This is a genomic window from Heyndrickxia camelliae (genome assembly GCF_002844575.1).
Taxonomy (GTDB): domain Bacteria; phylum Bacillota; class Bacilli; order Bacillales; family Bacillaceae_C; genus Margalitia; species Margalitia camelliae.
In genome coordinates this window covers 24,028-48,168 of record NZ_PIQO01000003.1, presented here as the reverse complement: position 1 = coordinate 48,168, position 24,141 = coordinate 24,028, and the positions used below count along the sequence as shown (strand labels likewise).

The 24,141-nt window shown below is 34.8% G+C and carries 27 protein-coding genes; 25 read left to right on the top strand and 2 right to left on the bottom strand.

What is annotated here, in order from left to right; genetic code table 11:
• The first annotated feature begins 202 nt into the window (after window positions 1-202).
• The 4 genes from ltaS to CWO92_RS05310 all read left to right on the top strand — a co-directional run bounded on the left by ltaS (window position 203) and on the right by CWO92_RS05310 (window position 5,370).
• Window positions 203-2,158 (top strand): lipoteichoic acid synthase, encoded by a 1,956-nt coding sequence (ltaS, locus tag CWO92_RS05325; protein ID WP_101353172.1) that lies wholly within the window; start codon window positions 203-205, stop codon window positions 2,156-2,158.
• Window positions 2,159-2,362: 204 nt separating this feature from the next.
• Window positions 2,363-3,625, top strand: coding sequence for an ammonium transporter (locus CWO92_RS05320; protein WP_101353171.1), 1,263 nt, complete (start codon window positions 2,363-2,365; stop codon window positions 3,623-3,625).
• A gap of 39 nt (window positions 3,626-3,664) precedes the next feature.
• A complete protein-coding gene (locus CWO92_RS05315) occupies window positions 3,665-4,645 on the top strand; it encodes a DUF294 nucleotidyltransferase-like domain-containing protein (protein ID WP_101353170.1) in 981 nt (326 codons plus the stop codon).
• Entirely contained in the window at window positions 4,642-5,370 is a 729-nt protein-coding gene (locus CWO92_RS05310) for an exonuclease domain-containing protein (RefSeq protein ID WP_101353169.1), read from the top strand. The genes CWO92_RS05315 and CWO92_RS05310 overlap by 4 nt, the downstream gene beginning before the upstream one ends.
• 4 nt (window positions 5,371-5,374) lie before the next feature.
• On the opposite strand, the gene CWO92_RS05305 is transcribed toward CWO92_RS05310, so the two are convergent.
• A complete protein-coding gene (locus tag CWO92_RS05305) occupies window positions 5,375-5,623 on the bottom strand; it encodes a hypothetical protein (RefSeq protein ID WP_101353168.1) in 249 nt (82 codons plus the stop codon).
• A gap of 185 nt (window positions 5,624-5,808) precedes the next feature.
• Here CWO92_RS05305 and CWO92_RS05300 point away from each other — a divergent pair, with 185 nt between their 5' ends.
• The 6 genes from CWO92_RS05300 to CWO92_RS05275 all read left to right on the top strand — a co-directional run bounded on the left by CWO92_RS05300 (window position 5,809) and on the right by CWO92_RS05275 (window position 11,391).
• Window positions 5,809-6,555, top strand: a complete 747-nt coding sequence (locus tag CWO92_RS05300; RefSeq protein WP_101353167.1) for a metallophosphoesterase family protein — start codon at window positions 5,809-5,811, stop codon at window positions 6,553-6,555.
• A gap of 226 nt (window positions 6,556-6,781) precedes the next feature.
• Window positions 6,782-7,462: a PspA/IM30 family protein gene (locus tag CWO92_RS05295; RefSeq protein ID WP_101353166.1), complete on the top strand. Its 681-nt coding sequence runs from the start codon at window positions 6,782-6,784 to the stop codon at window positions 7,460-7,462.
• Between the two features lie 94 nt (window positions 7,463-7,556).
• Window positions 7,557-8,585, top strand: coding sequence for a TFIIB-type zinc ribbon-containing protein (locus CWO92_RS05290; RefSeq protein ID WP_101353165.1), 1,029 nt, complete (start codon window positions 7,557-7,559; stop codon window positions 8,583-8,585).
• Window positions 8,582-9,376 (top strand): TPM domain-containing protein, encoded by a 795-nt coding sequence (locus tag CWO92_RS05285; protein ID WP_101353164.1) that lies wholly within the window; start codon window positions 8,582-8,584, stop codon window positions 9,374-9,376. The genes CWO92_RS05290 and CWO92_RS05285 overlap by 4 nt, the downstream gene beginning before the upstream one ends.
• Before the next feature lie 28 nt (window positions 9,377-9,404).
• Entirely contained in the window at window positions 9,405-10,391 is a 987-nt protein-coding gene (locus CWO92_RS05280) for an SPFH domain-containing protein (protein WP_101353163.1), read from the top strand.
• A 352-nt stretch (window positions 10,392-10,743) separates the two neighbouring features.
• Complete coding sequence (locus CWO92_RS05275; RefSeq protein ID WP_101353162.1) at window positions 10,744-11,391, top strand: FMN-dependent NADH-azoreductase; 648 nt, start codon at window positions 10,744-10,746, stop codon at window positions 11,389-11,391.
• A gap of 542 nt (window positions 11,392-11,933) precedes the next feature.
• Here the strand turns inward: CWO92_RS05275 and CWO92_RS05270 are convergent.
• Entirely contained in the window at window positions 11,934-12,827 is an 894-nt protein-coding gene (locus CWO92_RS05270; RefSeq protein WP_101353161.1) for a LysR family transcriptional regulator, read from the bottom strand.
• 311 nt (window positions 12,828-13,138) lie between these two features.
• Between CWO92_RS05270 and CWO92_RS05265 the strand changes: the two genes are divergently transcribed.
• The 15 genes from CWO92_RS05265 to CWO92_RS05200 all read left to right on the top strand — a co-directional run bounded on the left by CWO92_RS05265 (window position 13,139) and on the right by CWO92_RS05200 (window position 24,027).
• Window positions 13,139-13,846 (top strand): ankyrin repeat domain-containing protein, encoded by a 708-nt coding sequence (locus CWO92_RS05265; protein ID WP_437177511.1) that lies wholly within the window; start codon window positions 13,139-13,141, stop codon window positions 13,844-13,846.
• A gap of 116 nt (window positions 13,847-13,962) precedes the next feature.
• Window positions 13,963-14,439: a nucleoside deaminase gene (locus CWO92_RS05260; protein ID WP_437177510.1), complete on the top strand. Its 477-nt coding sequence runs from the start codon at window positions 13,963-13,965 to the stop codon at window positions 14,437-14,439.
• Window positions 14,440-14,511: 72 nt separating this feature from the next.
• Entirely contained in the window at window positions 14,512-15,738 is a 1,227-nt protein-coding gene (locus tag CWO92_RS05255) for an amidohydrolase family protein (RefSeq protein ID WP_101353159.1), read from the top strand.
• A gap of 24 nt (window positions 15,739-15,762) precedes the next feature.
• The gene (locus tag CWO92_RS05250) at window positions 15,763-16,986 is read left to right on the top strand and encodes an amidohydrolase (protein WP_101353158.1); all 1,224 of its coding nucleotides are present in this window, start codon (window positions 15,763-15,765) and stop codon (window positions 16,984-16,986) included.
• Between the two features lie 123 nt (window positions 16,987-17,109).
• Window positions 17,110-17,439: an MFS transporter gene (locus tag CWO92_RS05245; RefSeq protein WP_101353157.1), complete on the top strand. Its 330-nt coding sequence runs from the start codon at window positions 17,110-17,112 to the stop codon at window positions 17,437-17,439.
• 762 nt (window positions 17,440-18,201) lie between these two features.
• The gene (locus CWO92_RS05240) at window positions 18,202-19,548 is read left to right on the top strand and encodes a cytochrome ubiquinol oxidase subunit I (protein WP_101353156.1); all 1,347 of its coding nucleotides are present in this window, start codon (window positions 18,202-18,204) and stop codon (window positions 19,546-19,548) included.
• The gene (locus CWO92_RS05235) at window positions 19,545-20,570 is read left to right on the top strand and encodes a cytochrome d ubiquinol oxidase subunit II (protein WP_101353155.1); all 1,026 of its coding nucleotides are present in this window, start codon (window positions 19,545-19,547) and stop codon (window positions 20,568-20,570) included. The genes CWO92_RS05240 and CWO92_RS05235 overlap by 4 nt, the downstream gene beginning before the upstream one ends.
• An 11-nt stretch (window positions 20,571-20,581) precedes the next feature.
• Window positions 20,582-20,689, top strand: a complete 108-nt coding sequence (gene cydS / locus CWO92_RS26675; protein ID WP_437177509.1) for a cytochrome bd oxidase small subunit CydS family protein — start codon at window positions 20,582-20,584, stop codon at window positions 20,687-20,689.
• 115 nt (window positions 20,690-20,804) lie between these two features.
• Window positions 20,805-20,999, top strand: a complete 195-nt coding sequence (gene ykzS, locus CWO92_RS05230) for a protein YkzS (RefSeq protein ID WP_101353154.1) — start codon at window positions 20,805-20,807, stop codon at window positions 20,997-20,999.
• A 251-nt stretch (window positions 21,000-21,250) separates the two neighbouring features.
• Complete coding sequence (locus CWO92_RS05225) at window positions 21,251-21,631, top strand: rhodanese-like domain-containing protein (protein WP_101353153.1); 381 nt, start codon at window positions 21,251-21,253, stop codon at window positions 21,629-21,631.
• A 3-nt stretch (window positions 21,632-21,634) separates the two neighbouring features.
• Window positions 21,635-21,898: a metal-sensitive transcriptional regulator gene (locus CWO92_RS05220; protein WP_101353152.1), complete on the top strand. Its 264-nt coding sequence runs from the start codon at window positions 21,635-21,637 to the stop codon at window positions 21,896-21,898.
• 307 nt (window positions 21,899-22,205) lie between these two features.
• Window positions 22,206-22,685 carry a DsrE/DsrF/DrsH-like family protein gene (locus CWO92_RS05215; protein WP_101353151.1) on the top strand — a complete coding sequence of 160 codons (480 nt, stop codon included), beginning with the start codon at window positions 22,206-22,208 and terminating at the stop codon, window positions 22,683-22,685.
• A 37-nt stretch (window positions 22,686-22,722) separates the two neighbouring features.
• A complete protein-coding gene (locus CWO92_RS05210) occupies window positions 22,723-23,079 on the top strand; it encodes a rhodanese-like domain-containing protein (RefSeq protein ID WP_101353502.1) in 357 nt (118 codons plus the stop codon).
• A 23-nt stretch (window positions 23,080-23,102) separates the two neighbouring features.
• Entirely contained in the window at window positions 23,103-23,399 is a 297-nt protein-coding gene (locus CWO92_RS05205; protein ID WP_101353150.1) for a rhodanese-like domain-containing protein, read from the top strand.
• Window positions 23,400-23,451: 52 nt separating this feature from the next.
• On the top strand, window positions 23,452-24,027 hold the full coding sequence (locus tag CWO92_RS05200; protein WP_101353149.1) for a sulfurtransferase TusA family protein: 576 nt from the start codon (window positions 23,452-23,454) through the stop codon (window positions 24,025-24,027).
• The last annotated feature ends 114 nt before the right edge of the window (window positions 24,028-24,141 follow it).

The following is a 24,141-nucleotide window of genomic DNA, read 5'->3' as shown; positions in this document are numbered from 1 at the left end:
TTTGAAATATTTAGCAAAAAATAATGCTATTCAATGTTTAAATTTGCGTGGTTTAGGGTAAAAAAGAAGTGGGTTAGAAATACTATTTTTGGTTAAAGTACTTGATTTTTTTTTAGAAAGTATTAAAATGATTGAAGTAAAATAGTATATTTGTGTTTACGACCTTGAAATCATCGTATTGGCGATTAGGAGGTTTATAGTAATGCGACATTTAGGCTTAAAAGTTCGTAGTTTGTTAAATAAAAAGTTTTCACTCCTTTTTATTGCTACTGTACTTTTCTGGTTTAAGACATATATAGTCTATAAGATAGAATTTAATTTAGATTTGCAAAATGTAATGCAGCAATTTTTATTGTTTTTTAATCCAATTAGTTCGGCACTGTTCTTTTTTTCGATATCATTAATATTTAAAGGTCGGATACGTTATCTTAGTTTAATTATCATAAATCACCTGCTCTCCATATTATTATATGCAAATGTTTGTTATTATAGGTTCTTTAATGATTTTATTACCATTGATGTCATCACTCACCAAACGAAGAATTTTGGAGATTTAGGCGGAAGCGCACTGGCTTTAATGAAAATTCATGATGTTTTATATTTCTTAGATACCTTGATTATCATTGGTTTAGTAGTGTTTAAGTTTGTGAAGGTTTCTTATGAAAAGATAGATCGAAGAACGGTATATGGATTTTTTGCAGCAGCAGTAGCTTTTTTCATTGTCAATCTTGGTCTTGCAGAAGCGGATCGCCCTGAGCTTTTAACACGTACCTTTGACAGAAATTATCTTGTTAAATATATTGGTGCTTATAATTACACGATTTATGATGCGATTCAAACAACAAAATCGTCTGCACAACGTGCGTTTGCGGATAGCAGTGATATTGTGGATGTTGAAAATTATGTAAAGGCAAAACATACAGATCCAAATCCAAAGTATTTTGGTGCAGCGAAAGGAATGAATGTGATTTATGTTTCCATGGAATCACTTCAAAACTTTGTTATTAACTATAAGGTGAATGGTCAAGAGGTAACACCATTTTTAAATAAGTTAACACATGATCCAAACACATTTTATTTTGATAACTTTTTTCATCAGACCGGACAGGGCAAGACATCCGATGCAGAATTTATGATGGAGAATTCACTGTTTCCATTACCGAAGGGTGCTGTGTTCACTACAAAGGCGCAGAATACGTATCAGGCAGCACCGGCAATCTTTAATCAATTAGGATATACAACTGCGGTGTTTCATGGAAACTATAAGAGCTTTTGGAATCGTGATGATATGTATAAATCGTTAGGATATCAGAAATTCTTTGATGCTAATTATTATGATATGAGCGAAGAAAATACCATTAATTATGGTATGGAGGATAAACCATTCTTTCGTGAATCTATGCCGTATTTAACAAGTCTTCCTCAGCCGTTCTACACAAAGTTTATTACCCTAAGCAATCATTTTCCTTTTGTGCTCAGAGAACAATCTGATTTTCCAAAGGGAAATTTCGGAGATAAATATGTAGATAATTATTTTCAAACTGCACATTACTTAGATCAGGCACTGGAGCAATTTTTCAATGAATTGAAAACATCCGGACTTTATGATCATACCATTATTGTTTTATATGGAGATCATTACGGAATTTCAGAAAATCATAATAGAGCAATGGCCAATGTAATGGGAAAAGAAATTACACCATATGATTACACACAACTTCAACGGGTTCCTTTATTTATTCATGTACCTGGTGTAAAAGGTCATATTGATCACACATATGGTGGTGAGGTGGATGTCAGACCTACTGTCATGCATTTGCTTGGAATTGATACGAAAGATTATATTTCATTCGGATCAGATTTATTATCTGAAAAGCATCACCAGTTAGTTCCATTCCGAAATGGAGATTTCGTTACGAACGAATATACGCAAGTTGGAAATAAGTGTTATAGTAATCCCGATGGTACGGAAGTGGATAGTAATAAGTGTGAGGCTAGCGACAAAGAGGCAAAAACAATGTTAAGCTTATCGGATAAAGTAGTCTATGATGATTTACTACGTTTTTACACACCAAAAAATTTCACTCCTGTAGATCGCAATGACTTTGACTATACTACTGATCAAAGGGAAAATAATAATATACAAGAAAATAAGTAAGTATGTAGGATGTTCCAATGAGAACATCCTTTTTTATGTTTTTTATAGGATACACTGACCTTAAATGTTCATGTTAACTTTTATAACATAAATATTTTATTTTTTTTAAAACATATTGACAAATTACATAAAACAGATAAAATTTTAATATATGTTAGATAATATAACATTATAAGTTATAAAATATTTCAAAGGAGGATATGAATGAGTACAGTAACATTAATAAACAGTATTTGGGTAATTTTAGGGGCGATTTTAGTCATACTTATGCAAGGTGGATTTATATTACTCGAGGCTGGTTCTACTCGAATGAAGAATGCAGGTCATATTGCAGGAAAAACCATTTTTACTTTTGGTATTGGCTCTTTGATTTTTTGGGCTGTAGGATATGCTTTTATTTTTGGTGAACATGCAAATTTTTTTGTCGGACTTTCCCATTTTTTTTATTCAGGATATGAAATTAAAGGAATGAATCTTTCGACACCCGTGTTTTTCATGTTTCAACTTGCATTTGCGACCATCTCATTAACCATTGCGTTTGGAGGGTTTGCTGAACGTGCAAAATTATCCACATATGTTGTTTTCTCCATATTTTTTTCCGCACTTGTATACCCTGTAATTGCGCATTGGATTTGGGGAGGAGGTTGGTTGGCAGAACATGGGAAACAGGATTTTGCTGGATCAACGGTCGTACATTTGACAGGTGCGATGGCTGCATTGGCTGCAACTATTTTATTAAAACCACGAATTGGAAAATACAACAAAGACGGTTCTCCCAATAATATCTATGGTCATAATCAAGTTTATACTGCACTTTCGGTCTTACTTTTATGGGTTGGCTGGTTTGGATTTAATGCAGGGAGTACATTAAGCGTGGATGGAGGTTTTTTTGGTTATGTTGCACTGAATACCAATTTGGCAGCGGCAGCAGGAGCTTTTTCAGCCCTTATTATTTCATGGCTCGTTCTAGGCAAATCAGACGTAACTGTTATATTAAACGGAGCTCTTGCCGGTTTGGTTGCCATTACAGCTTCCTGTGCATTTGTGACTACATGGGCTGCGGTGATAATAGGTTTTATAGCAGGTATATTAGTTTTCTATAGTATGAGATTTTTCGAAAAAATTCATATTGATGATCCGATTTCTGCATTATCCGTTCACGGAACAGCAGGGATATGGGGTACATTATCAACTGGTTTTTTTGCTACTAAAAAATTGGCGACAGTTGGTTCGCCAGGGTTATTTTATGGTGGTGGCTTTCATCAATTAGGAGTTCAGTTCATGGGTGTCTTTGTCTCCGGACTTTATGCATTTATTGTTTCCTTTGTGATTCTGTATATAATGAAAAAAGCAATGAAAGGATTAAGAGTTTCAGAAGAAGAGGAGATTATCGGCCTGGATGTGAGTGAACATGGCAGTTATGGTTATCCGGAACAATTTTTAGGTGATAAAAAACTAAGTTCATAAGTACGGATTCATATGTCTAAGAAAAGGTGGATTTAGTATATGGAGTTTTGCTCCTATAAAGATTTAAAAACCTGGAAAGATAATAATATTGTAAATTTTATATCTGATATCGCTGCGTTAAATGATTTTCATGATAAAGTAATGCGAAAAGTAATAGAGATAGCAAGTAGGCGAATGAAGGCAGCTATTGGAGAGCTGCCTTGTCGCTTTACCTGGTTTGTGATGGGGAGTGCGGGACGCTCTGAACAAAGTGTAACAAGTGATCAGGATCACGGAATAATCTATGAAAATCATGATGAGAGATGCGGTAATTATTTTAAGTGCTTAGGGAAAGAAATTACAGATGGGATGGAACAAGTAGGATATTCTTATTGTGATGGGAATGTAATGAGTTCTAATCCTAAGTGGTGCAAATCATTATCAGAGTGGAAAAATCAGCTTATATTATGGATGGAAGAAGAGAATATGGAATCGTTAAGATATTTGCACATTTTCCTCGATGCAAGAGCAGTCGTTGGTGAAAATAGTTTTCTTTCGGATTTAAGTCAAGTGATTCTAACCCACACATACGATAAACCCTTGTTGATCCATAGATTATTGGCAAATATCCAACACATTCCAAAAGGGTTGAATCCTTTAGGGCAATTTATAATCGAAAGAACCTCTCCAACCAGTAAAATGATTGATATTAAAAAGACAATTTATATACCGTATGTTAATATCATTCGTTTATTATCACTAATATATAGAGTGACAAGCATCTCTACATTAGAACGGATGGATTCGTTAATGGAAATTACAGAATGGAAGAATCCATTAACTAGAAGCCATCAATACTTTGAACAACTTTTAGCGATAAGGATTGAATTGTCGGTTGAATCAATATATGGTCATGCTAATTCTTTATATATAAAGAAGTTAAATCAAGACCAGAAAAGATTAATAAAAAGAATGATGAAGGATGTGATAAACTTGCATGAATCTGTAGAACGGTTGCTTCGAAAAAGGAGGCTACTATGAGGATTGACTCTATTTTTCAATATATGAAGGAAGTTCAGGGAAGAATCAATGCAAATGTTATAAATGCATTACAAGGAGGTCAAAGCTTACAGCAAAAGGCTGTTATCCGGCGAATGGAAAAGGATGCAGCGAATAATCACTTAACAATTCCGTTAAGTGAATTAAAGGTGACAGTTGTAGATATAGAAACAACTGGTTTTTACCCAGACAAAGGGGATGTCATGTTTTCCATTGGAGCTATTAATATGAAAGGGGCAAATATTTTCGACCATCAAACATATTATTCTCTAATAAATACAGAAATACCAATTCCAAAGGAAATACAAACATTAACAAAAATACAGGAAAATGAATTAGCTGCAGCACCTTCCAGGGAAGAGGTGTTGAAGGGATTTTTCCAATTTATTCAACAACAACCTTTAGTGGCCCATCATTCGAATCACGAAAAAAAGTTCTTCCAGCATGAAAGCTGGAAACTATTTAGGACGCCATTTCGAAACAGAATCATTGATACATCTTTTTTATCACGTGTTATATATCCTGAATCAGAATTAAAGACATTAGATGAATACTGTATAAGTCATAATATTGAAATAAAAAACCGGCATCATGCTATGGGAGATGCCTTCTTAACAGCAAAGCTTTGGAGCATTTTTATGGAGGAAGTACAGAAAAGAGGCTTTGAAACATTATATGATATTTATGAGTATCTTTCTAGCACGTGAAATACTATGCTTGAAATTTATCCTTCGAAATAATTACTTCTTTCATTTTCTCTTGTAGTAAAATTAACGTCATTAATTTGATATCGTTGTCGTGAAGGAGGCTTTCAAGCTCCTTTGTTTTTGTGGTAAGTTTCCCATATTGTGAATCATTGATACTTCTTTTAATTCTATTTCGAACTAGTTTTAACTCCTCGATATGTTTTTCTATTAATTTTATTATATCTTCACACTTATTGTAATCAAAGTGATTCATATAATCTCCTTTAAATTATAAGTTTATAAAAAATATATTCTAATGTGCAAAGCTTATTCTAAGAAATTTTTGTTTTTATCTAGTTAGACAAGCGAATAAATAGAAATTAAAATATATTTAGAAAAACGAATATATGTTAAAATAATTTAAATACTACAAGAATATACACGAACTAATGAGTGGGGATGAGTGCGATAGAGAAACGAATATTAGTTATTAGTGACATACATGGCTGTTTACATGAATTTCAAGAACTTCTAAAGCTCGCAAACTTTGATCCCATAAATGATCAATTAATATTATTGGGAGATTATGTAGATAGGGGGAGTAAAAGTAAGGAAGTAGTTGAATTTGTTAAAAAATTAGTTGTAACAAATGGGGTAATTGCCTTAAAAGGAAATCACGACCAAATGTTTTGTGATTGGCTGAAGGAACCAGTTGAAACTTTGGAAAGATATTTTATGAATGGCGGACTTGCAACCATTCAATCCTTTCTAGGGACGGATATTAAGGAGAACATAGAAGAAGATACATATAAAAAATGGGCAGAGGTTATATTAAAGGAAAATAAGGATTTAATTGATTTTCTTGAAAGTTTACCGTACTTTTATGAAAACGATTCCTTTATATTTGTCCATGCAGGTATTAATCCAAGTCATGAAGATTGGAAAAACACTAGTGAACATGATTTTATTTGGATACGTGATCCATTTCTGCATTTTGATCATTCATTTCCACAAACAATTATTCATGGACATACGCCAACGTTTATCTTACAGAATGACCCTAATATATTTTATGGGAATAAAAAAATTGGAATCGATGGAGCGTGTGTGTATGGCCATCAATTAAATTGTTTGGAAATTAAAAATGGACAATTTGCACATTATTTTGTTAAGAAAGAAGGAGAGTATAGTGATCAGGAACTATGATCATTATATCTCCTTTTTCCATTATTTAATGTGTCGAGTATCACTTACATTATATTTATAGAATCTAAAACTTAAGAATGAAAAAATGAAACTTTTTTCGTACAAAACAGTATATTGTAATAATTGAGTGTTTCTAAATGGCTTACTCGATGACAATAATTTACGTCTTAGCAAATATATATAGACTGTGAAGGCAAAACTTGGAATCATAAGGAGGATATCAAAGATGAGCATTATCACAAGATTTAAAGATATCATGTCAAGTAATATCAATGCATTATTGGACAAAGCAGAAAATCCAGAAAAAATGATCGATCAATATTTACGAAACTTAAACAAGGACTTAGGTAAGGTGAAATCAGAAACTGCATCCGTAATGGCAGAAGAGCAAAGAGTGAAGAGAGAATTAAATGAGTGTCAATCAGATATAGAAAAGATGGAACGTTACGCATTGAAAGCTTTGGAAACAGGAAATGAAGATGATGCCCGAAAGTTTCTTGAGAAAAAGGCAAGTCTAGCAATAAAACTATCTGAATTGCAAACATCCTTTCAATTAGCATCCACTAATGCGCAGCAAATGAAACAGATGCACGATAAGCTTGTATCAGATATCGGGGAATTAGATTCACGAAGAAATATGCTAAAAGCAAAATGGTCAGTAGCAAAAACACAGGAGCGTATGAATAAGTTAGGAGCATCAGTTTCTGGTGCAAGTCATTCTATTTCTGCTTTTGAAAGAATGGAAGATAAGGTAAATCAAGCATTGGACGAGGCTAATGCTATGGCAGAATTAAATGCAGGGCCTAAAGATGATATAGAAGAATTAACTGCAAAATATGATGAAAACAGCTTGGCTGTTGAGGAAGAACTCAATGCTTTGAAAGAAAAACTAAAAAATAATAGCTGAATTATTTCACTAAAGCTGTAGTGATGTACTATAGCTTTGGTACCCCTATGGCTTTTTTATTTTACTATTTCCATTCTAAAGAGGGGATTAAAACATGTTATTTCAATATAAGTGTCCGGATTGCGGCAATGATATGAAATTTGATTCCGAATCTGGGACTTTATCTTGTGATGCTTGTGGAAAACACGAGAACATTGATAATTATCCAGAAGAGTTAAAAACAGCCAGATTTACTGAAGATGAGGCAAACGAATATCATTGTGAAAGTTGTGGAGCGGTATTAATTACGGAGGCAGAGACTACTGCAACCAATTGCAGTTTTTGCGGTTCTGTTGTCGTTATCGCAGATCGACTTTCAGGAAATCTTGCTCCGGCAAAAGTTATACCTTTTACAATTAGTAAAGAAGAAGCAACGCAAGCGTTTAAGAAGTGGTGTAGAAAAGGGTTGCTTACCCCAAAGGGTTTTATGTCGGCAGACCGAATAAAAGGGATAACTGGTATGTATGTTCCGTATTGGTTATTTGATTTAAATAGTAAAGTACAGGTAGATGCTGAATGTACAAAAGTTAGGACATATACAAGAGGTGAATATATTTACACGGAGACAAAGTATTATAATGCTTTCCGCGATATTAATCTTGATTATGTAAAAATCCCCGTCGATGCATCTGAAAAAATGAATGATGAATTGATGGATAAATTGGAACCATTTCCTTATGAGCAATTAAAAGATTTTAAAACTCCATATTTAGCGGGGTATATTGCAGAAAAGTATAATTATACGGATTCAGACCTGCTACCAAGAGCGAAGGATAAAATCAAAGAATATATTGAATCATATATTCATTCAACCTTATCAGGCTATCATTCTATCCATTATAAAAATAAAAGAATTAATACGAGTAGTGTTAATAGTTCCTATGTTTTATTGCCAGTATGGATGATTAGTTATGATTTCAATCATTCTGAACATATTTTTGCGATGAATGGACAAACAGGAAAAGTAGTTGGTAAGCCGCCTATCAGCACCAGCAAAGTGTCAATGTGGTTCGGTGGCATTACCGCTGGAACATTTCTGGCTTTAAAATGCATGTCCTTTTTGATGGGCGGTGGTTTTTGGTGAGAGGGAGATTTTTAAAACGCAGCCTTTTATTTCTTTTGACAACTTATTTGCTTGTATCTTCCTTTACATTGAAAACAAATGCTGAATCAATTAATCAAAAACGCTATGTATATGACGAAGCACACCTGCTCACAGATAATGAAGTGGCAAAGTTAGAAGCATTAGCAAATGAAAAAGGGAAGGATACCAATACCGCTTTTCTCATCCTTACGGTAAATGGAATAGACGGAAAAGGCTATATTGAATATGTAGAGAATTTCTATGATGAGAATGCACCTGGATATGATAAACCCCATGGGAATACGGCTATTTTATTTATTGATATGAAAGAGAGAGATGTATATTTAGCGGGATTTCAAAAGGCGGAAGAATACTTGGATAATAATCGATTAGATCTGATTCAGGATAAAATCACTCCTGATTTATCCAATGGCAAGTATTTTAAGGCTTTTTCTAAATATATTGAACTTTCGCATGAATACATGGGATATAAACCAGGCGTTAATCCGGAAAATATTCTTTTTAAATGGTGGTTTCAACTGATTGTGTCAATTGCTGTAGGCGCCATCATTGTTACACTTATGGCCTACCAATCTGGTGGTAGGGTAACAGTAAATGCTAGAACTTATATGGATAGTAATAAATCAAAAGTGCTTAACAAGAGAGATGTGTTTATAAGGCAAACGGTAACTAAGCAAAGGAAGCCGTCCAATAATAATAAAAGCGGCGGCGGTGGAGGAGTTACAAGAGGCGGTTATTCCCATAGCGGGAGCAGCGGAGGTAAGTTTTAATAGCATTTAGAAGGAGTAGTGGAAAGACATGTCTTTTTTTAAAAACCAATTTGCAAATATAGTAGAATGGCAAGAATTTCGGGATGATATGATTTTTTATAAATGGCACAATCGTGAGATTAAAAAAGGAAGTAAATTGATTATTCGCCCTGGTCAAGACGCGATATTTTTTCATAATGGAAAGATTGAAGGGGTATTTAAGGACGAGGGAGAGTATGATATTGAATCACAAATCATTCCGTTTTTATCTACTTTGAAAGGATTCAAGTTTGGTTTTAACAGCGGTATGAGGGTGGAAGTCTTATTTGTGAACACGAAGGAGTTCAATGTAAAATGGGGTACAAGGAATGCTATTAATATTCCTGCACCAGGACTACCCGGGGGCATGCCGATACGAGCTAATGGAACTTTTAATTTTAAAGTGAATGATTATATTGCTTTAATCGATAAAATTGCTGGAGTGAAGGACCAGTATTTGGTGGACGATGTTAAACTTCGGATTACTTCTATTCTAGATCAGTTGTTAATGAAATGGATTAGCCGAGAAGGCAAGGATATGTTCAATCTTCAGTCCAATTCATTTGAAATTTCCAGAGGCATTAAAGAAGATTTAGATATGGAGATCATGGAAAATGGCATTTCCATAAGCGACTTTAATATCATGAGCTTTAGTTATCCAAAAGAAATTCAAGATATGATTAATAAAAATGCATCCTATGGAATGGTAGGAAATATTGATAAATATCAGCAAATTTCCATGATAGATGGAATGTCCAGTGGAAAAATGAGTGGTGGTAGCACTGCCTCCGATATGGCTGGGATGATGATGGGAATGAATGTTGCAAACCAAATGCTAAACAAAATGAATCAAAATCAATCTGCTGGATCCCAAAATGTTCCAGACCAATCACATCCACAGGGTGAAGTTCAACAAAAGCCAAACTTTTGTCCTAATTGCGGGACGAAAACGCAAGGAGCTAATTTTTGTTCAAATTGTGGGCAGAAACTAAGTTAAGCAAGAGGAATAAAGCTATCGAAACAAAACTTTAAACTTGTAGAGAGCAAATAAGGATAATCCTCTATGCTCTCTTTTTTCTTTTCTCTCCGTTACCATCATATCGTGATTGTTAAATTTTCTCTCATTAATCGAAAACTTTTTTTATATGCTCCCAATAATAGTATTTTTTACAGGAGAGAAAAGGAACTATGAAACCCTTTTTTTGACTTCATGTTTTTTAGAAAGCAGGAAAACAGACAATTTCTAGCTATTGTGATATAGTAACTATTTGGTAAGGAGAAGGGCATAAATAGCCTTCGCTAATGACTGTTACAATTATTGTATATTAAACAATAGGGGGAAATACTAGATGAACTTATTAGTAGTTAAAGCAAACAATCGCCCTGCTGAAGCAGGGGTTTCCAGTAAAATGTATGAAACTTTTATGCAGACAATAAAAGATGCAAAGAATCTAAACGTTACTGTATATGATGTTTTTGCAGAAGATACACCTTATTTTGGACAAGAACTGTTTAATGCATTTGGGAAAGTGAAAAATGGTGAGGAATTAACAGAATTAGAACAACGTCTTGTAAATGCAAAACAAAAAGCGATGGATGTTTTAACTGCTGCAGATGTGGTAGTGTTTGCTTTTCCATTATGGAATTTAACGATCCCTGCTAAATTACAAACATTTATTGACTATGTTTATGCTGCTGGTTTTGCTTTTAAATACGATTCAGAAGGAAATATGATTCAATTAATGAAGGATAAAAAAGCAATCTTCTTAAATGCACGCGGCGGTTTTTATTCAACACCAGAAGCGGCATCTATGGAAATGTCCGTTAATTATATGCGTAACGTATTTGGCGGTATTTTTGGTATGGAAATTATCGATGAAGTTATTATTGAGGGTCATAATGCAATGCCTGATAAAGCAGATGAGATTATTGCAGAAGGCTTACGTAGAGTATCCGATGTGGCTACTAAACTAGTTAATCAAGTTGTGTTAGTTTAAATATAATTGTGCAATATAAATAGATAAAACTTCAATACAGTCTTGAAATACTTAAGCAGTTGTTAACAACTGACTACAAATTTGTAGTCAGTTGTTTTATAATTAAAGCAGGGAGAAATTCCAGTGGAAAGTACTGTATTTCATTTGAAAGACTCGTGTTTATCAATACACCAACGCCTCCTATCGAAAACTTTTGAATTAGACAGAAAAAGCAAGAAATCCGATAAAGCCTTCCGAATATTGCCTTGATTCGGACAACATCAGCAGAATCATTACTCTTTTCTTATACTTTGTATAAAATCCAAAAGCCGATTTTAGCCTGTTGTTATTTAAGATGAGTAAAAATCGGAAGTAGGATTTTTACGGTAATTTTCTATAATCAAATGAAAAACGGAATGTAAAAAAGAACGCAAATCTTATCCGTTTCACGGATTATATACTTATACGAAAAGCGATAATCTTTGCGAAAACAGCCTAATTATAAAATTTGATAAATATTAAAAATGTATTTTTTATTGATTGCAATAAAAATGTGGTCTGAATCAATTATGATCACCAAAGTTTACTTCACCTTTTATTAAATCAACGAAGTTCTGTGCAGTTTTAGACAAGTAATGATTTTTCAGCCATATTAATCCTACAGATGCAGATAGTATACTACTAGAAATTTTATGAGCGTATATAGGATACCCCTTATGACGTTTAAGTATTGTTTCCGGTACAATTCCCGCTCCAAAGTCCGTTGAGATTAAATCCATTAAAAGATTAATGTCGGAACACTCTCCAATAATGTTGGGATTTATCTGATAACGTGAAAAAGCCTCCATAATCAGGTAATGCACACCTAATCCTTCTGTACTAGGTAACAGCATAGAATAGTTTTGTATTTCTTCAAGTGTGATTTCATCGCCTAAATGTTTCTGCTTATTTGCAGTAATAAAGTAGAATGGTTCTGAATGAAGATGGAGTACAGAAAAATTATCGAGCTCAAGTGGCAATCGAATGATAGCAAGTTCGACAATCCGCTCTCTTACTAATTTGCATAGATGTGCGGATTCATTTTGCTGAATTTTATAGGTAACTTTAGGGAATTGTTTTTTAAATTTATAAAGTAATTCTGGAAATTCTACAACTGAAAACGTATTGATACCTATTGTCAGTCTTCCGTTTACCCCATTTCCAACTTCCTTGACTTCCATTTTCGCTTCTTCCATTAATTGTGTCATTCGTAAGGCGTATTTATATAATGCTTTTCCAGCCTCTGTTACTTCAAAATATTTACCACTTCTTTCTACTAATTTTGAACCGAGTTCATCTTCCATCGATTTTAAATGCTGACTTAATGGAGGTTGAGAAATATGCAACCTTTCAGCAGCAGCGGAAATTTTTCTTTCCTCCACAATAGCAATAAAATATCTCAATTGTCTAATATCCATATGGAAATGCCTCCTCTTTTAAAACATATATAAGCTTTTTTATCAGTCATGTCCTTTTCTAGGACAAGCAGCCTATCATCTTTCGGATTTCTCCGTTTCCTCCCTACGATAAGTCACATCAGAAAAAATGAAACTACAAATTTTTACTTGGTGAAAATGGATGAACTAATTTCTCTCATCCGTACCCTGATGAGCAAGGCGCTTTTGCTTTGTTCTTATTATATGAAAAACTTAAGCAAAATTAATTTTTTTTATATTTTTCATATGACTTTCCCTATGTTAGCATATTTGTACAGATGGGAAAAGGAGCAATGCTGATGTATCGTTTCTTCTTGATTTTAGTTGTTGTATTTTTGACAGGTTGTCATGAATTTCCCAATACTACATCAAGTTTATCAAAAGAAACACAATGGAAAGGAAAGAAGGTGAATGTAATGAATCACGCACTTATTTTATCCGCGGAAAGAGGCGATACGAAAACCGTTTTGAAACTTCTAAAAGATGGTGCCAAGGTTAATGCAACAGATAAAAGTGGGAGAACTGCCGTCTTAGCAGCGACTAAAAACAATAAAGTAGATACGGTAAAGGCACTTATTGAAAATGGTGCGGATATTAATATTCGCGACAATAATTTAAATAATGTGCTTTTATACGCAGGAGCAGAAGGAATACTCCCAATCGTAAAACTTGCCATTGAAGCTGGTGCTGACACGAAACTTACAAACCGGTTTGGAGGAACAGCTCTTATACCAGCTTCAGAACGTGGACATGTTGAAGTGGTTAAGGAACTCCTCATGAATTCTGATATTGATGTTAATCATATCAATAATTTACATTGGACAGCGTTAATGGATGCGGTTATTTTGGGTGACGGAGGAGAGAAGCATCAAAAGATTGTACAATTGTTAGTAGAACACGGGGCTGATAGTAATATTGGTGACAAAGAGGGAATGACTCCTTTGGAACATGCGCTATCACGTGGATATAAAAAAATCGAAAAAATATTAAAAGATTTATAAACTAACTCACCAGATATCAAATATGAATAAAATAGATGGCGACATAAAGATAGATAAGATGGTAATTCTAGTTGTTTAGCTCTTATTTCATGATATTCCTAAAACATTAATATGAGGTGATTTTTTTGGATTTTGTAAAACGCACCATAGAATTAGCACTTAAAAATGTTGAAGAAGGGGGACGGCCATTTGCTACTGTCATAGTTAGGAATGGAGAAATTATTGCTGAAAGTCCGAATCTAGTTGTACAAACGCATGATCCGACGGCTCATGCAGAAATACTCGCAATTAGAGAGGCAAGTAAAAAATTGCAAACAGAACATTTAACTGATTGTGAAATCTATATCCTTGCAAGCCCATGTCCAATGTGTTTGGGATCCCTCTATTATTGCAGTCCTAAAAAAGTTATTTATATTACAACACGAGAGGATTATGCCCCTTACTACAAAGATAATCGGAAGTATTTTGAATTAAATACCTTCTATGATGAATATAGTAAACCAATCGAAGAACGCAGATTACCTATGGTACAGATTAAAAATGAAGATAGTATTAAAGTGTATCAACGATGGAGCGAGCTGAATGAAACATAAACGGTAATTGTTTGAGTGAAGAGAGGTTGAATACGCTCTGAAAAATTACTTAAACGATGGGGGAGAAAAGTATTGCTAGATAATGCATTCTGGTTAACGAATGCCAGATTAGAAACTGGCTACCACTATGAAAATGGCATAGTTACGGGAACAAAAACAGAGCCATTTCATTTGAGGATTGAAAAAGGAAAAATAATAGAGTTAGTCAAGGCGGATAGACCGATTGAAACCAATTTACCTAAGCGAGAGGCCCATAATTATTTACTGCTTCCATCATTTAGAGATATGCATATCCATATCGATAAAACGTATTATGGAGGACCTTGGAAAGCACCATCCATCCCTACAAAGGGTCTTTTGACCAGGCTGGAGGAAGAGGAAGATTTGCTTCCTCGTTTATTGCCAGGCGCGGAGGAAAGAGCCAAAAAACTGCTAGACTTAGTGCTGAGTTCAGGTTCCACTCATATTCGTACACATTGTAATGTGGATCCTTTCATTGGTTTGAAAAATTTAGAAGCCGTTTTAAGCGCAGTGGAAACATATAAGGACAAAGTATCTGTCGAAATTGTAGCATTCCCGCAACACGGTTTATTGCGCAGCAAATCTGTCACTTATGTTAGAGAAGCATTGCGCATGGGAGCCTCATTAGTCGGTGGTGTTGACCCTGCAACAGTAGACGATAATATAGAAAAATCATTACATATGGTAATGGAACTGGCTGTCGAAGCGAATGCAAATGTTGACCTTCATATCCACGATCCTGGACATCTTGGAATTTTTACATTCAAACGTTTAGCAGCTCTAACAGAAGAAGCAGGATGGCAAGGTAGAGTAACAATTAGCCATGCTTTAGCTTTTGCTGATATCTCTACCAAAGAAGCCAGTGAAGTGGCAGAGATACTGTCACATCAAGGTATTTCCATTACATCATCTGTTCCCATTGGGAGGACAATACCAATTCCGCTTTTACAAAGCAAAGGGGTAAGCATCTCCTTAGGGGATGATAGTATTACTGATCATTGGTCACCATTTGGTAAAGGAGATAGTCTGGAAAAGGCAGGTACGTTAGCGGAGCGTTTTGGTTTAAGTGATGAACGTTCGCTTGGACAAACCTTAGGATATATTACGGGCGGCGTAACACCGTTAAATAAAGAAGGAAAAAGTATATGGCCAAATGTAGGGGATAATGCGAATCTTGTTCTAGTTGATGCGAGTTGCTCTGCTGAGGCAGTTGCCAGAAGAGCAGAAAGAAAAGCTGTTATATTTAATGGAAAAGTTGTTTACGGAGCACTTACATAATAGGAAAAGAAAGGAAAGATTAATATGAATTCTAATTTTTGGTTAACAAATGCAGGATTAGAGACGGGCTTTCAATTCGATAATGGCATCGTAACAGGGACGAAGACTGAATTTTTCCATTTATTAATAAAGAATGGGAAGATTGAACAAATTATTTCCGCTGATGAAATCCTTACAGATGATTTACCAAAAAAGGATGCAAAACATTTGCTGGTTCTTCCTTCATTCGTTGAAAAGCATTGCCATTTGGATAAAACATTGCTTGGGGATAGATGGCGTGCTGTAACACCTGTAAAAAATATATTTGGCCGCTTTGAAACAGAAAAAACAGTTCTGCCTACACTAGAAACATCTACGCAAGAACGGGCAGAAAAACTATTAGATATATATTTGAAATCCGGGGTTACTCATGTACGTACACATGTGGATCTATACCCGGAAGTTGGATTGAAAAATTTAGAAGAAGTTCAAAAAGCATTACAAACATTTGAAGGAAAGTTGTCCTATGAAATTGTTGCATTCCCACAGCATGGTTTATTACTATCGAACGCAAAAGAATTGGTACGAGAAGCCGTGCGCCAAGGGGCAAATTTTGTTGGCGGTGTCGATCCAGCAACAGTAGATGGTGATATTGAAGCATCCTTACAAGAAATGGTTGAACTCGCGGTGGATGGAAATGTAGGAATTGACTTACATTTACATGATGCGGATCATTTAGGAATATTTACGATGAAACGCTTGGCAAAATTAACTAAAGAAGCGGGTCTCCAAGGTAAGGTTGCTATTAGCCATGCGTTTGGTCTGGGCGATATCTCTGAAGTACAAGCAGAAGCGATGGCAGAAATATTGGAGGATGCTGGGATCACCATCATTACCAGTGTCCCTCTTGGAAGAAAGTTTCCACCCGTTGGCTTATTACACAGAAAAGGCGTGTCCGTTGCCGTTGGCTGTGATAATATCTTTGATGTTTGGTCACCATTTGGTAATGGAGATGTATTAGAACGTGGGGGGCGTTTAGCTGAGATTTCCGGATGGAGTAATGAAAGAGCACTGGCCCAAACACTTTACTTTATTACAGGAGGTAAAACTCCGCTAAACTTAGAGGGAAAACAAATTTGGCCAAAAGTGGGAGATGAAGCAAATATGGTTGTGGTGGATGCATCCTGTTCCGCAGAAACAATTGCGAGGAGATCAAAACGAATAGCCACGATGTTCAAAGGAAACATTGTATCAGGTTCTCTTGAATAAAGAAAATTAACGAAGTAATATCTATTTTTTCTTTCGAATCATAGAGGAGAAAAATCGATGCCAACAAAATCTACATTTCCATTATTATTATTCAACATACTGTTATAAGCCGTTGATAGTTGCTTGCATTGCTTTTTCGCCATTTCCAACTTAGTAGCCGCAACTGCGAATCATTTTTTACTTTTATTGGTTGTACGTTTAATTGGTGGGATGGGATCTGCTACTTTGGTCCCGTCTATTATGCTATATGTTATAGACATTACCAGGGAAAAACAGAGAGTGAAAGCGAAGTCTTTTCACGGTGAATCGATGTCATCTGGATTTATTGATGGTCCCGGCTTAGGTGGATTACTTGCCAAGTTTGGAACATGGACACATTTCTTTGCAACTGCAAGCATTGATCTAGTAGCAATATTTTCTTGTTTCCTACTATTACCGCAATCCCAAACATGAGGTTCGTCTTGTTCGTTTAAAGTCACAGCCGAAGAGAGAAGATATTTTTCACAACTTAGTACCAGAAATAAATTTAGTAATAGATTCAAAGAGATTTTGTATAGCTACGAAAGAAAATAGGAAAAATACTTCAAAATGACCAGCAGTCAGTCTATTCTTCATATCTAGCAAAGAAAAAGGTATTACCACAAGCATGAATGATAAGGGAAACTGCCATGATAAGGGCTTCATCCAATCCTTTGATTCTATTCCTCACTAAAGCAAAATGATTCAACTCCCACAGTAGAGCATCTATGCCCAATTCTTAAGTAATACAAATTGTAAATCGATACACCTCTTGATTCGATTATATATGCGTTCAAGCACTATTAAACTACAGGTCCCAACTAGAATACAGGGGACCGGTGGATTAGGTGCTTTTTTGTCTCCTCTGATTAGGTTAAAGGTATTCTTTTATATAAAATACTGGGTGGAATTATAAAAGGATAAGCTCGCTTGCATATCATATCTGAAATCTAATTATACTATTTATAATGCATCTGTATTGATCATTCCTTTATCACATTTTTCTCAAAAATACGTTATTAAATCGTCATTAATTATCATTAGAAATAAAATTTATGAGGGTAATATATAGGAAAGGAGATGATGTAATGTATAGAAGACAAGAAAGGAAATTAATATGGGTCAGCTTTATAGTTGCTGGTATTATGCTGTTATCCATAATTGGTCATATATTCACAAGTTAAGGAGGATTTATTGATGGATAGCGGAAATGCTGTATTTTTTAGTCGTGTTTTAACGGAAGTCACCTTAACATTTCACATCATCTACGCTACTATCGGTGTCGGAATTCCGTTGATGATCATGATTGCACAGTGGGTGGGTATTAAGAAAAACGACGAACATTATATTTTATTAGCAAGACGACTGGCACGTGGGTTTGTTATTACGGTTGCAGTAGGAGTTGTAACAGGGACAGCCATTGGTTTGCAATTATCCTTATTATGGCCAAATTTCATGCAATTGGCAGGAAATGTGATTGCATTACCTCTTTTTATGGAGACCTTTGCGTTTTTCTTTGAGGCTATTTTCCTTGGAATTTATTTATATACATGGGACCGCTTTGAAAATCAGAAAAAACATTTACTTTTATTAATTCCAGTTGCTATTGGAGCATCCATGTCAGCTGTTTTTATTACGATTGTAAATGCTTTTATGAATGCACCACAGGGCTTCGATGTAGTAAATGGTCAATTAGTAAATATACAACCTATTCTTGCAATGCTTAATCCTGCAATGCCAACGAAAGTGGGACATGTGCTTGTTACGGCCTATATGACATCAGCATTTGTTTTAGCTGCTATTGCAGCTTTTAGAATGTTAAAAGGATCCCCTCATCTCTATCACAAAAAATCATTATTTTTGTATATGAAGTTGGGGTTAGTTTTTTCACTTGCCTCTTTATTGATTGGGGATTTTTCAGCAAAATATTTAGTAAAATATCAACCGGAAAAATTAGCAGCTGCGGAATGGCATTTCGAAACAGACAAAGGTGCTAGTCTCATTTTATTCGGTGTCACAGATGGTGAAAATATAAAGTATGCAATTAAAGTGCCATATGCTTTAAGTATTTTAGCTCATAATAATCCATTTGCTGAAGTAACAGGTTTAAATGAATTTCCAAGGGATGAAACACCTCCCCTTTATATACATTATCTCTTTGATACGATGGTTATGATAGGTACATTTATGATTGTATTATCCGCTGTGTACGTTTTTGGTAAGTATAAAAACTGGAATTTCATTTCTTCCAGGTGGTTTCGATGGTTAATCGTTGCCGGGGGACCATTAACGGTTATTGCTCTTGAAGCAGGGTGGTGGCTAGCAGAAGTTGGACGTCAACCTTGGATATTATATAAATACATGAAAGTGGCTGAAGCAGCAACAACTAGTGAACATGTGGATCTAATGCTCGTTCTTTTCTGTTTATTGTACCTCATTCTAGGTATAGGCAGTATTGTTGTACTTGGGCGGATGTTCCGAAAGAATCCTATTGAGCAAGAAATTGCAGATCGTGAAGCTGAAAAGGGCGGTGATTTTACATGAATTTAGAGATTCTCGGTATATCGGTTTTATGGCTGTTCCTATTTGGTTATGTCATCATTGCTTCTATCGATTTTGGTGCAGGTTTTTTCAATGCTTATAGTTTGCTCACTGGCCGACAGCATATTTTAACACATATCATTCAACGTTATTTATCGCCAGTATGGGAAATTACCAATGTGTTTTTAGTTTTCTTTTTTGTCGGTATCGTGGGATTCTTCCCAAGAACAGCCTTTTATTATGGAACCACTCTGCTGGTGCCGGTAAGTATTGGAATTATTTTATTGGCGATACGTGGAAGCTATTATGCCTTTGAATCTTATGGATCACGTGGACATAAAGGGTATTCCTTTATGTATGGTGCAGCTGGTTTGGTGATTCCCGCAGCTTTATCGGTTGTTTTAACGATTTCCGAAGGAGGATTTATCTCAATGAAGAAGGGACAGCCGGTATTAGATTATTGGGCTTTATTTACAAGTCCGTTCACTTGGAGTATAGTCGTCCTGGCAATTTCGGCCGTGCTTTTTATATCCGCTGTCTTTTTAACTTGGTATGCTGATAAAGCAAAGGATGAAGGTGCAACGAGATTATTAAGGAAATTTGCATTAATTTGGGCAGGGCCATTAGCAGTTTCCGTTATTGGAATAATGGTTGAACTCAGAAAGCATAACCCGACGCATTTTGATCGGATGGTAGATGTTTGGTATTTACTTGTCATATCAGCGGTCATGTTTCTGATTACCGTCAGATTAATTTGGAAACGCAGTAACTACGGTACAGCACTTGCTCTATTAGTTGGTCAATTTGCATTTGCCTTTTTCGCATATGGTGTATCCCATTATCCATACTTGCTTTATCCGCATCTTACATTATATGACTCATTTACAAATGAAGCTATGGCAATAGCACTGGTCATTGCCTTTATCTTAGGATTTTGCTTGTTAATTCCTTCCCTATACTTAGTGCTTAAACTATTTTTATTTGATAAAGACTATGTTCGGGGAAAAGAAAAAAACCATGTTTAGGGGGAGTATAAATGGAGAATTTCTTAATGTTTTATGCACCTTTTATTGTTGTTGCGCTTTCTATTATAATCAGCTTTTATTTAGCATTAAAAGATGGACCAGTGAATAAGATTGAGTAGTTTTTTATGGACATATACAAACAATATTCTTATATTAAATATATATAATGATATAACAGATATAGTTTTGGATTAAGCTTTCCTAAGACTACATCATGAAAAAGAGGTAGTATAAATGACATCAGAAGAAGCAAAAGAACTACTTAATCAACTTAAAAATGGACAATTAGAAGAAGTTTATGTTAATCAGGCTGATTTCCTGACTTTTAGATCAGAATTTGCGAAAAGATCGGATAAAAAAGAGTTTAGGGGGATTGCTCAAAGGAATGGAGATGTTATTTATAAATATGAACCTGGATGGACCGCGTAAACGGTCCTTTTTGGTAGAAAGATGTATAAGGGAAATCAACTAACAAGAATAAGGATGAATAGAACTATCTGATTTTTAAAAGACGATTTTGGTTTAAATCGATAGAGTAGATAATAAACAAGTCTGTATACAGCCGTACTTTCTTAAGAATAAATTAAAGAAATTAATATTTATTTCCGTTGACAATATACCTATAGGGGTATAATATAGAACTTGTCAATAATATTTCCTTTTCATAAAGGAGGGTTGAGGTGATCTATTTGATTATTATTACAGTGATCTTACTGATTCTATTATCTTTGACGTATAAAAGATACTATCCCATACGTGATGTAAATTCCGTTTCAATTGATCATGTTTGTGATAAGATAAAGGTTATAGATATCAGGGATTACAATATATCCTATAATGACCCAATTGAGGGATCCATTAATATACCGATAGCATATTTAAAACGTTTTATCCATGAAATACCTAATAATGATCTTTATTTAGTAGTATCAAATCTACTTGAGAAGAATGTTGGGGTGCGGTTATTACGGCAATTTGGGTTTAATGTTATTGGATATACCGTTGTTGATTCAGACGAAAACAATAAGGATATTGAAAGTCTTTATTGTAAAGGAGGGTAATCCATGAATTATGATGATCAAATGAAAAACCGTGTAAAACGCATAGAAGGACAATTAAGAGGAATTCTGCGAATGATGGAAGAAAACAAGGATTGTAAAGAAGTAATAACACAACTTTCAGCAGCGAGAACAGCAATCGACCGTACCATTGGTGTTGTGGTCAGCTCCAATCTAGTGGAGTGTGTTCAGAAAGCGAAAGAAACAGGAGAAAGAAGTACAGAGGAATTAGTAAAAGAGGCTGTTAACCTACTTGTTAAAAGTAGATAATCAATAGGTTGACAACCTATTTTACAGTTAAAAAAATACCTATATGGGTATGTATTTTTAAAGGGATTCAGATTCAAAAGGATTAGCACCCAATGCCAATCGTAAAAACAAGAAGGGGCGATGGCTACTTCAATCAGTCAAATTTTAAAAGTTCTTGCAACAAATAAAGGTGGAAAAATTGATTCATGAACTATCGTATTTTGCAGGAGAAAATAACATATGAAAGTTTTGGATTAAACAAGCATACATTTTTTTAATAAAATATATACCTATACAGGTATGGGTTATTGGGATAAGGAGGTACGTAATGGGAGATCCAAAAAAGACAACAATCGTATTATTTAGTGGTGATTATGATAAGGCAATGGCGGCGTATATTATTGCAAATGGTGCCGCAGCATATGATCATGAAGTAACGATTTTTCATACATTTTGGGGACTAAATGCGTTACGCCAAGAGACACATATTCCATTAAAAAAAGGATTTATGGAAAAAATGTTTGGGAAAATGATGCCTAGAGGCGCAGACAAAATGGGACTTTCTAAAATGAACTTTGCGGGTTTTGGTCCTAAAATGATTAAGGAAGTAATTAAAAAGCATAATGCAATGACCTTGCCGCAGCTTATAGAAATGGCACAGGAACAAGATGTTAAATTAGTTGCTTGTACCATGACAATGGATCTTCTAGGACTTCAAAGGGAAGAGCTATTAGATAACATTGAATATGCAGGGGTTGCAGCTTATCTAGCAGATGCGCAAGATGGCAATGTTAATTTATTCATTTAATAACGGAGAATACTTTTTCCCAGTTGGAGGTTGTATAGTGGAATATATAAAATATATTGTGATTGCCGTTATTGTCATTTATTTCATCACTCGTATGTTCCCAACTAATGTAAGGAACATAACATCTGCACAATTAAAAGGTGAATTAAATGATAAAAACAAACAATTTGTGGATGTTCGTACGTCTGGAGAATATAAGGGTAACCATATTAGACAGTTTCAAAACATCCCTCTACAGCTGTTAGAGCAAAAAATAAATCAGCTCTCAAAGGATAAAGAGATTGTGGTGATCTGTCAGAGTGGGATGAGAAGTAATAAGGCATGTAAGATTCTTAAAAAACGAGGATTTAAACATGTTACCAATGTAAAAGGCGGCATGAGTGCCTGGTCTTAGAATTCATTTAGGAGGAATTAAAAATGAAAGAAATCACACCAAAAGAAGTAGAAACATTGATTCAAGAGGGAAAAAAATTAAACATCATTGATGTTCGTGAAGTCGATGAAGTAGCAGCTGGTAAAATTCCAGGAGCAGTTAATATTCCATTAGGAACAATTGAATCCTATATGAATGAGTTAAATAAAACTACTGAGTACATTATGGTATGTCGATCTGGTGGTAGAAGTGGCCGTGCGACTCTATTTTTAGAAAGTGAAGGATATAATGTTATCAATATGAGTGGCGGAATGCTTGCATGGGAAGGCGATATAGAATAATTTTTTTTGATTGATATATACCCATCCGGGTATGAAAAATAGGAGGTTTATCATGAAAATTATAAAGGCAAATGTAATTTTAGATGCGAAAGGATTGACATGTCCAATGCCAATTGTGAAAACAAAAAAGGCAATGAACACGCTTGAGGCAGGGCAAGTGATCGAAATACAAGCTACAGATAAAGGTTCCAGAGCGGATATTCAAGCATGGGCTCAAAGTACGGGCAACCAATTTTTAGGAACGATTGAAGACGGTGATGTCTTAAAGCACTATTTACGGAAATCTACGGGTGAAGAAGTGAATGAGCAAAAGCACCTTAATATCATTAGTAACAAGGATCTTGAAGTGAAGATTAATTCAAATCAAGGAATTGTATTACTTGATGTAAGAGAAACTGCAGAATATGCCTTTAATCATATTCCAAATGCTATATCGATTCCATTGGGTGAGTTAGAAGAGAAAATGGCACAGTTAAATAAGGATGATGAGATTTACGTTATATGCCGCACTGGAAATCGAAGTGATCTTGCAGCACAAAAGTTAACTGAAAAAGGATTCTCAAATGTCAACAATGTTGTTCCAGGCATGAGTAAATGGTCTGGAAAAACGATCAACAGTATTGGATAGAGAGGGTAAACATAATGAGTTCAATAACGGTCTATACAAAACACGTTACCCTTATTGTGTAATGCTCTAGAATTTCTTAAAAGATCAATATATTTCTTATAAAGAGATTAATGT

What these genes read in the sequence shown, in the direction of transcription:
- ltaS (WP_101353172.1), top strand. Translation starts at nt 203, where the DNA reads ATGCGACATTTAGGCTTAAAAGTTCGTAGTTTGTTAAATAAAAAGTTT.
- CWO92_RS05320 (WP_101353171.1), top strand. Translation starts at nt 2,363, where the DNA reads ATGAGTACAGTAACATTAATAAACAGTATTTGGGTAATTTTAGGGGCG.
- CWO92_RS05315 (WP_101353170.1), top strand. Translation starts at nt 3,665, where the DNA reads ATGGAGTTTTGCTCCTATAAAGATTTAAAAACCTGGAAAGATAATAAT.
- CWO92_RS05310 (WP_101353169.1), top strand. Translation starts at nt 4,642, where the DNA reads ATGAGGATTGACTCTATTTTTCAATATATGAAGGAAGTTCAGGGAAGA.
- CWO92_RS05305 (WP_101353168.1), bottom strand. Translation starts at nt 5,623, where the DNA reads ATGAATCACTTTGATTACAATAAGTGTGAAGATATAATAAAATTAATA.
- CWO92_RS05300 (WP_101353167.1), top strand. Translation starts at nt 5,809, where the DNA reads ATGAGTGCGATAGAGAAACGAATATTAGTTATTAGTGACATACATGGC.
- CWO92_RS05295 (WP_101353166.1), top strand. Translation starts at nt 6,782, where the DNA reads ATGAGCATTATCACAAGATTTAAAGATATCATGTCAAGTAATATCAAT.
- CWO92_RS05290 (WP_101353165.1), top strand. Translation starts at nt 7,557, where the DNA reads ATGTTATTTCAATATAAGTGTCCGGATTGCGGCAATGATATGAAATTT.
- CWO92_RS05280 (WP_101353163.1), top strand. Translation starts at nt 9,405, where the DNA reads ATGTCTTTTTTTAAAAACCAATTTGCAAATATAGTAGAATGGCAAGAA.
- CWO92_RS05275 (WP_101353162.1), top strand. Translation starts at nt 10,744, where the DNA reads ATGAACTTATTAGTAGTTAAAGCAAACAATCGCCCTGCTGAAGCAGGG.
- CWO92_RS05270 (WP_101353161.1), bottom strand. Translation starts at nt 12,827, where the DNA reads ATGGATATTAGACAATTGAGATATTTTATTGCTATTGTGGAGGAAAGA.
- CWO92_RS05265 (WP_437177511.1), top strand. Translation starts at nt 13,139, where the DNA reads ATGCTGATGTATCGTTTCTTCTTGATTTTAGTTGTTGTATTTTTGACA.
- CWO92_RS05250 (WP_101353158.1), top strand. Translation starts at nt 15,763, where the DNA reads ATGAATTCTAATTTTTGGTTAACAAATGCAGGATTAGAGACGGGCTTT.
- CWO92_RS05240 (WP_101353156.1), top strand. Translation starts at nt 18,202, where the DNA reads ATGGATAGCGGAAATGCTGTATTTTTTAGTCGTGTTTTAACGGAAGTC.
- CWO92_RS05235 (WP_101353155.1), top strand. Translation starts at nt 19,545, where the DNA reads ATGAATTTAGAGATTCTCGGTATATCGGTTTTATGGCTGTTCCTATTT.
- cydS (WP_437177509.1), top strand. Translation starts at nt 20,582, where the DNA reads ATGGAGAATTTCTTAATGTTTTATGCACCTTTTATTGTTGTTGCGCTT.
- ykzS (WP_101353154.1), top strand. Translation starts at nt 20,805, where the DNA reads ATGACATCAGAAGAAGCAAAAGAACTACTTAATCAACTTAAAAATGGA.
- CWO92_RS05220 (WP_101353152.1), top strand. Translation starts at nt 21,635, where the DNA reads ATGAATTATGATGATCAAATGAAAAACCGTGTAAAACGCATAGAAGGA.
- CWO92_RS05215 (WP_101353151.1), top strand. Translation starts at nt 22,206, where the DNA reads ATGGGAGATCCAAAAAAGACAACAATCGTATTATTTAGTGGTGATTAT.
- CWO92_RS05205 (WP_101353150.1), top strand. Translation starts at nt 23,103, where the DNA reads ATGAAAGAAATCACACCAAAAGAAGTAGAAACATTGATTCAAGAGGGA.
- CWO92_RS05200 (WP_101353149.1), top strand. Translation starts at nt 23,452, where the DNA reads ATGAAAATTATAAAGGCAAATGTAATTTTAGATGCGAAAGGATTGACA.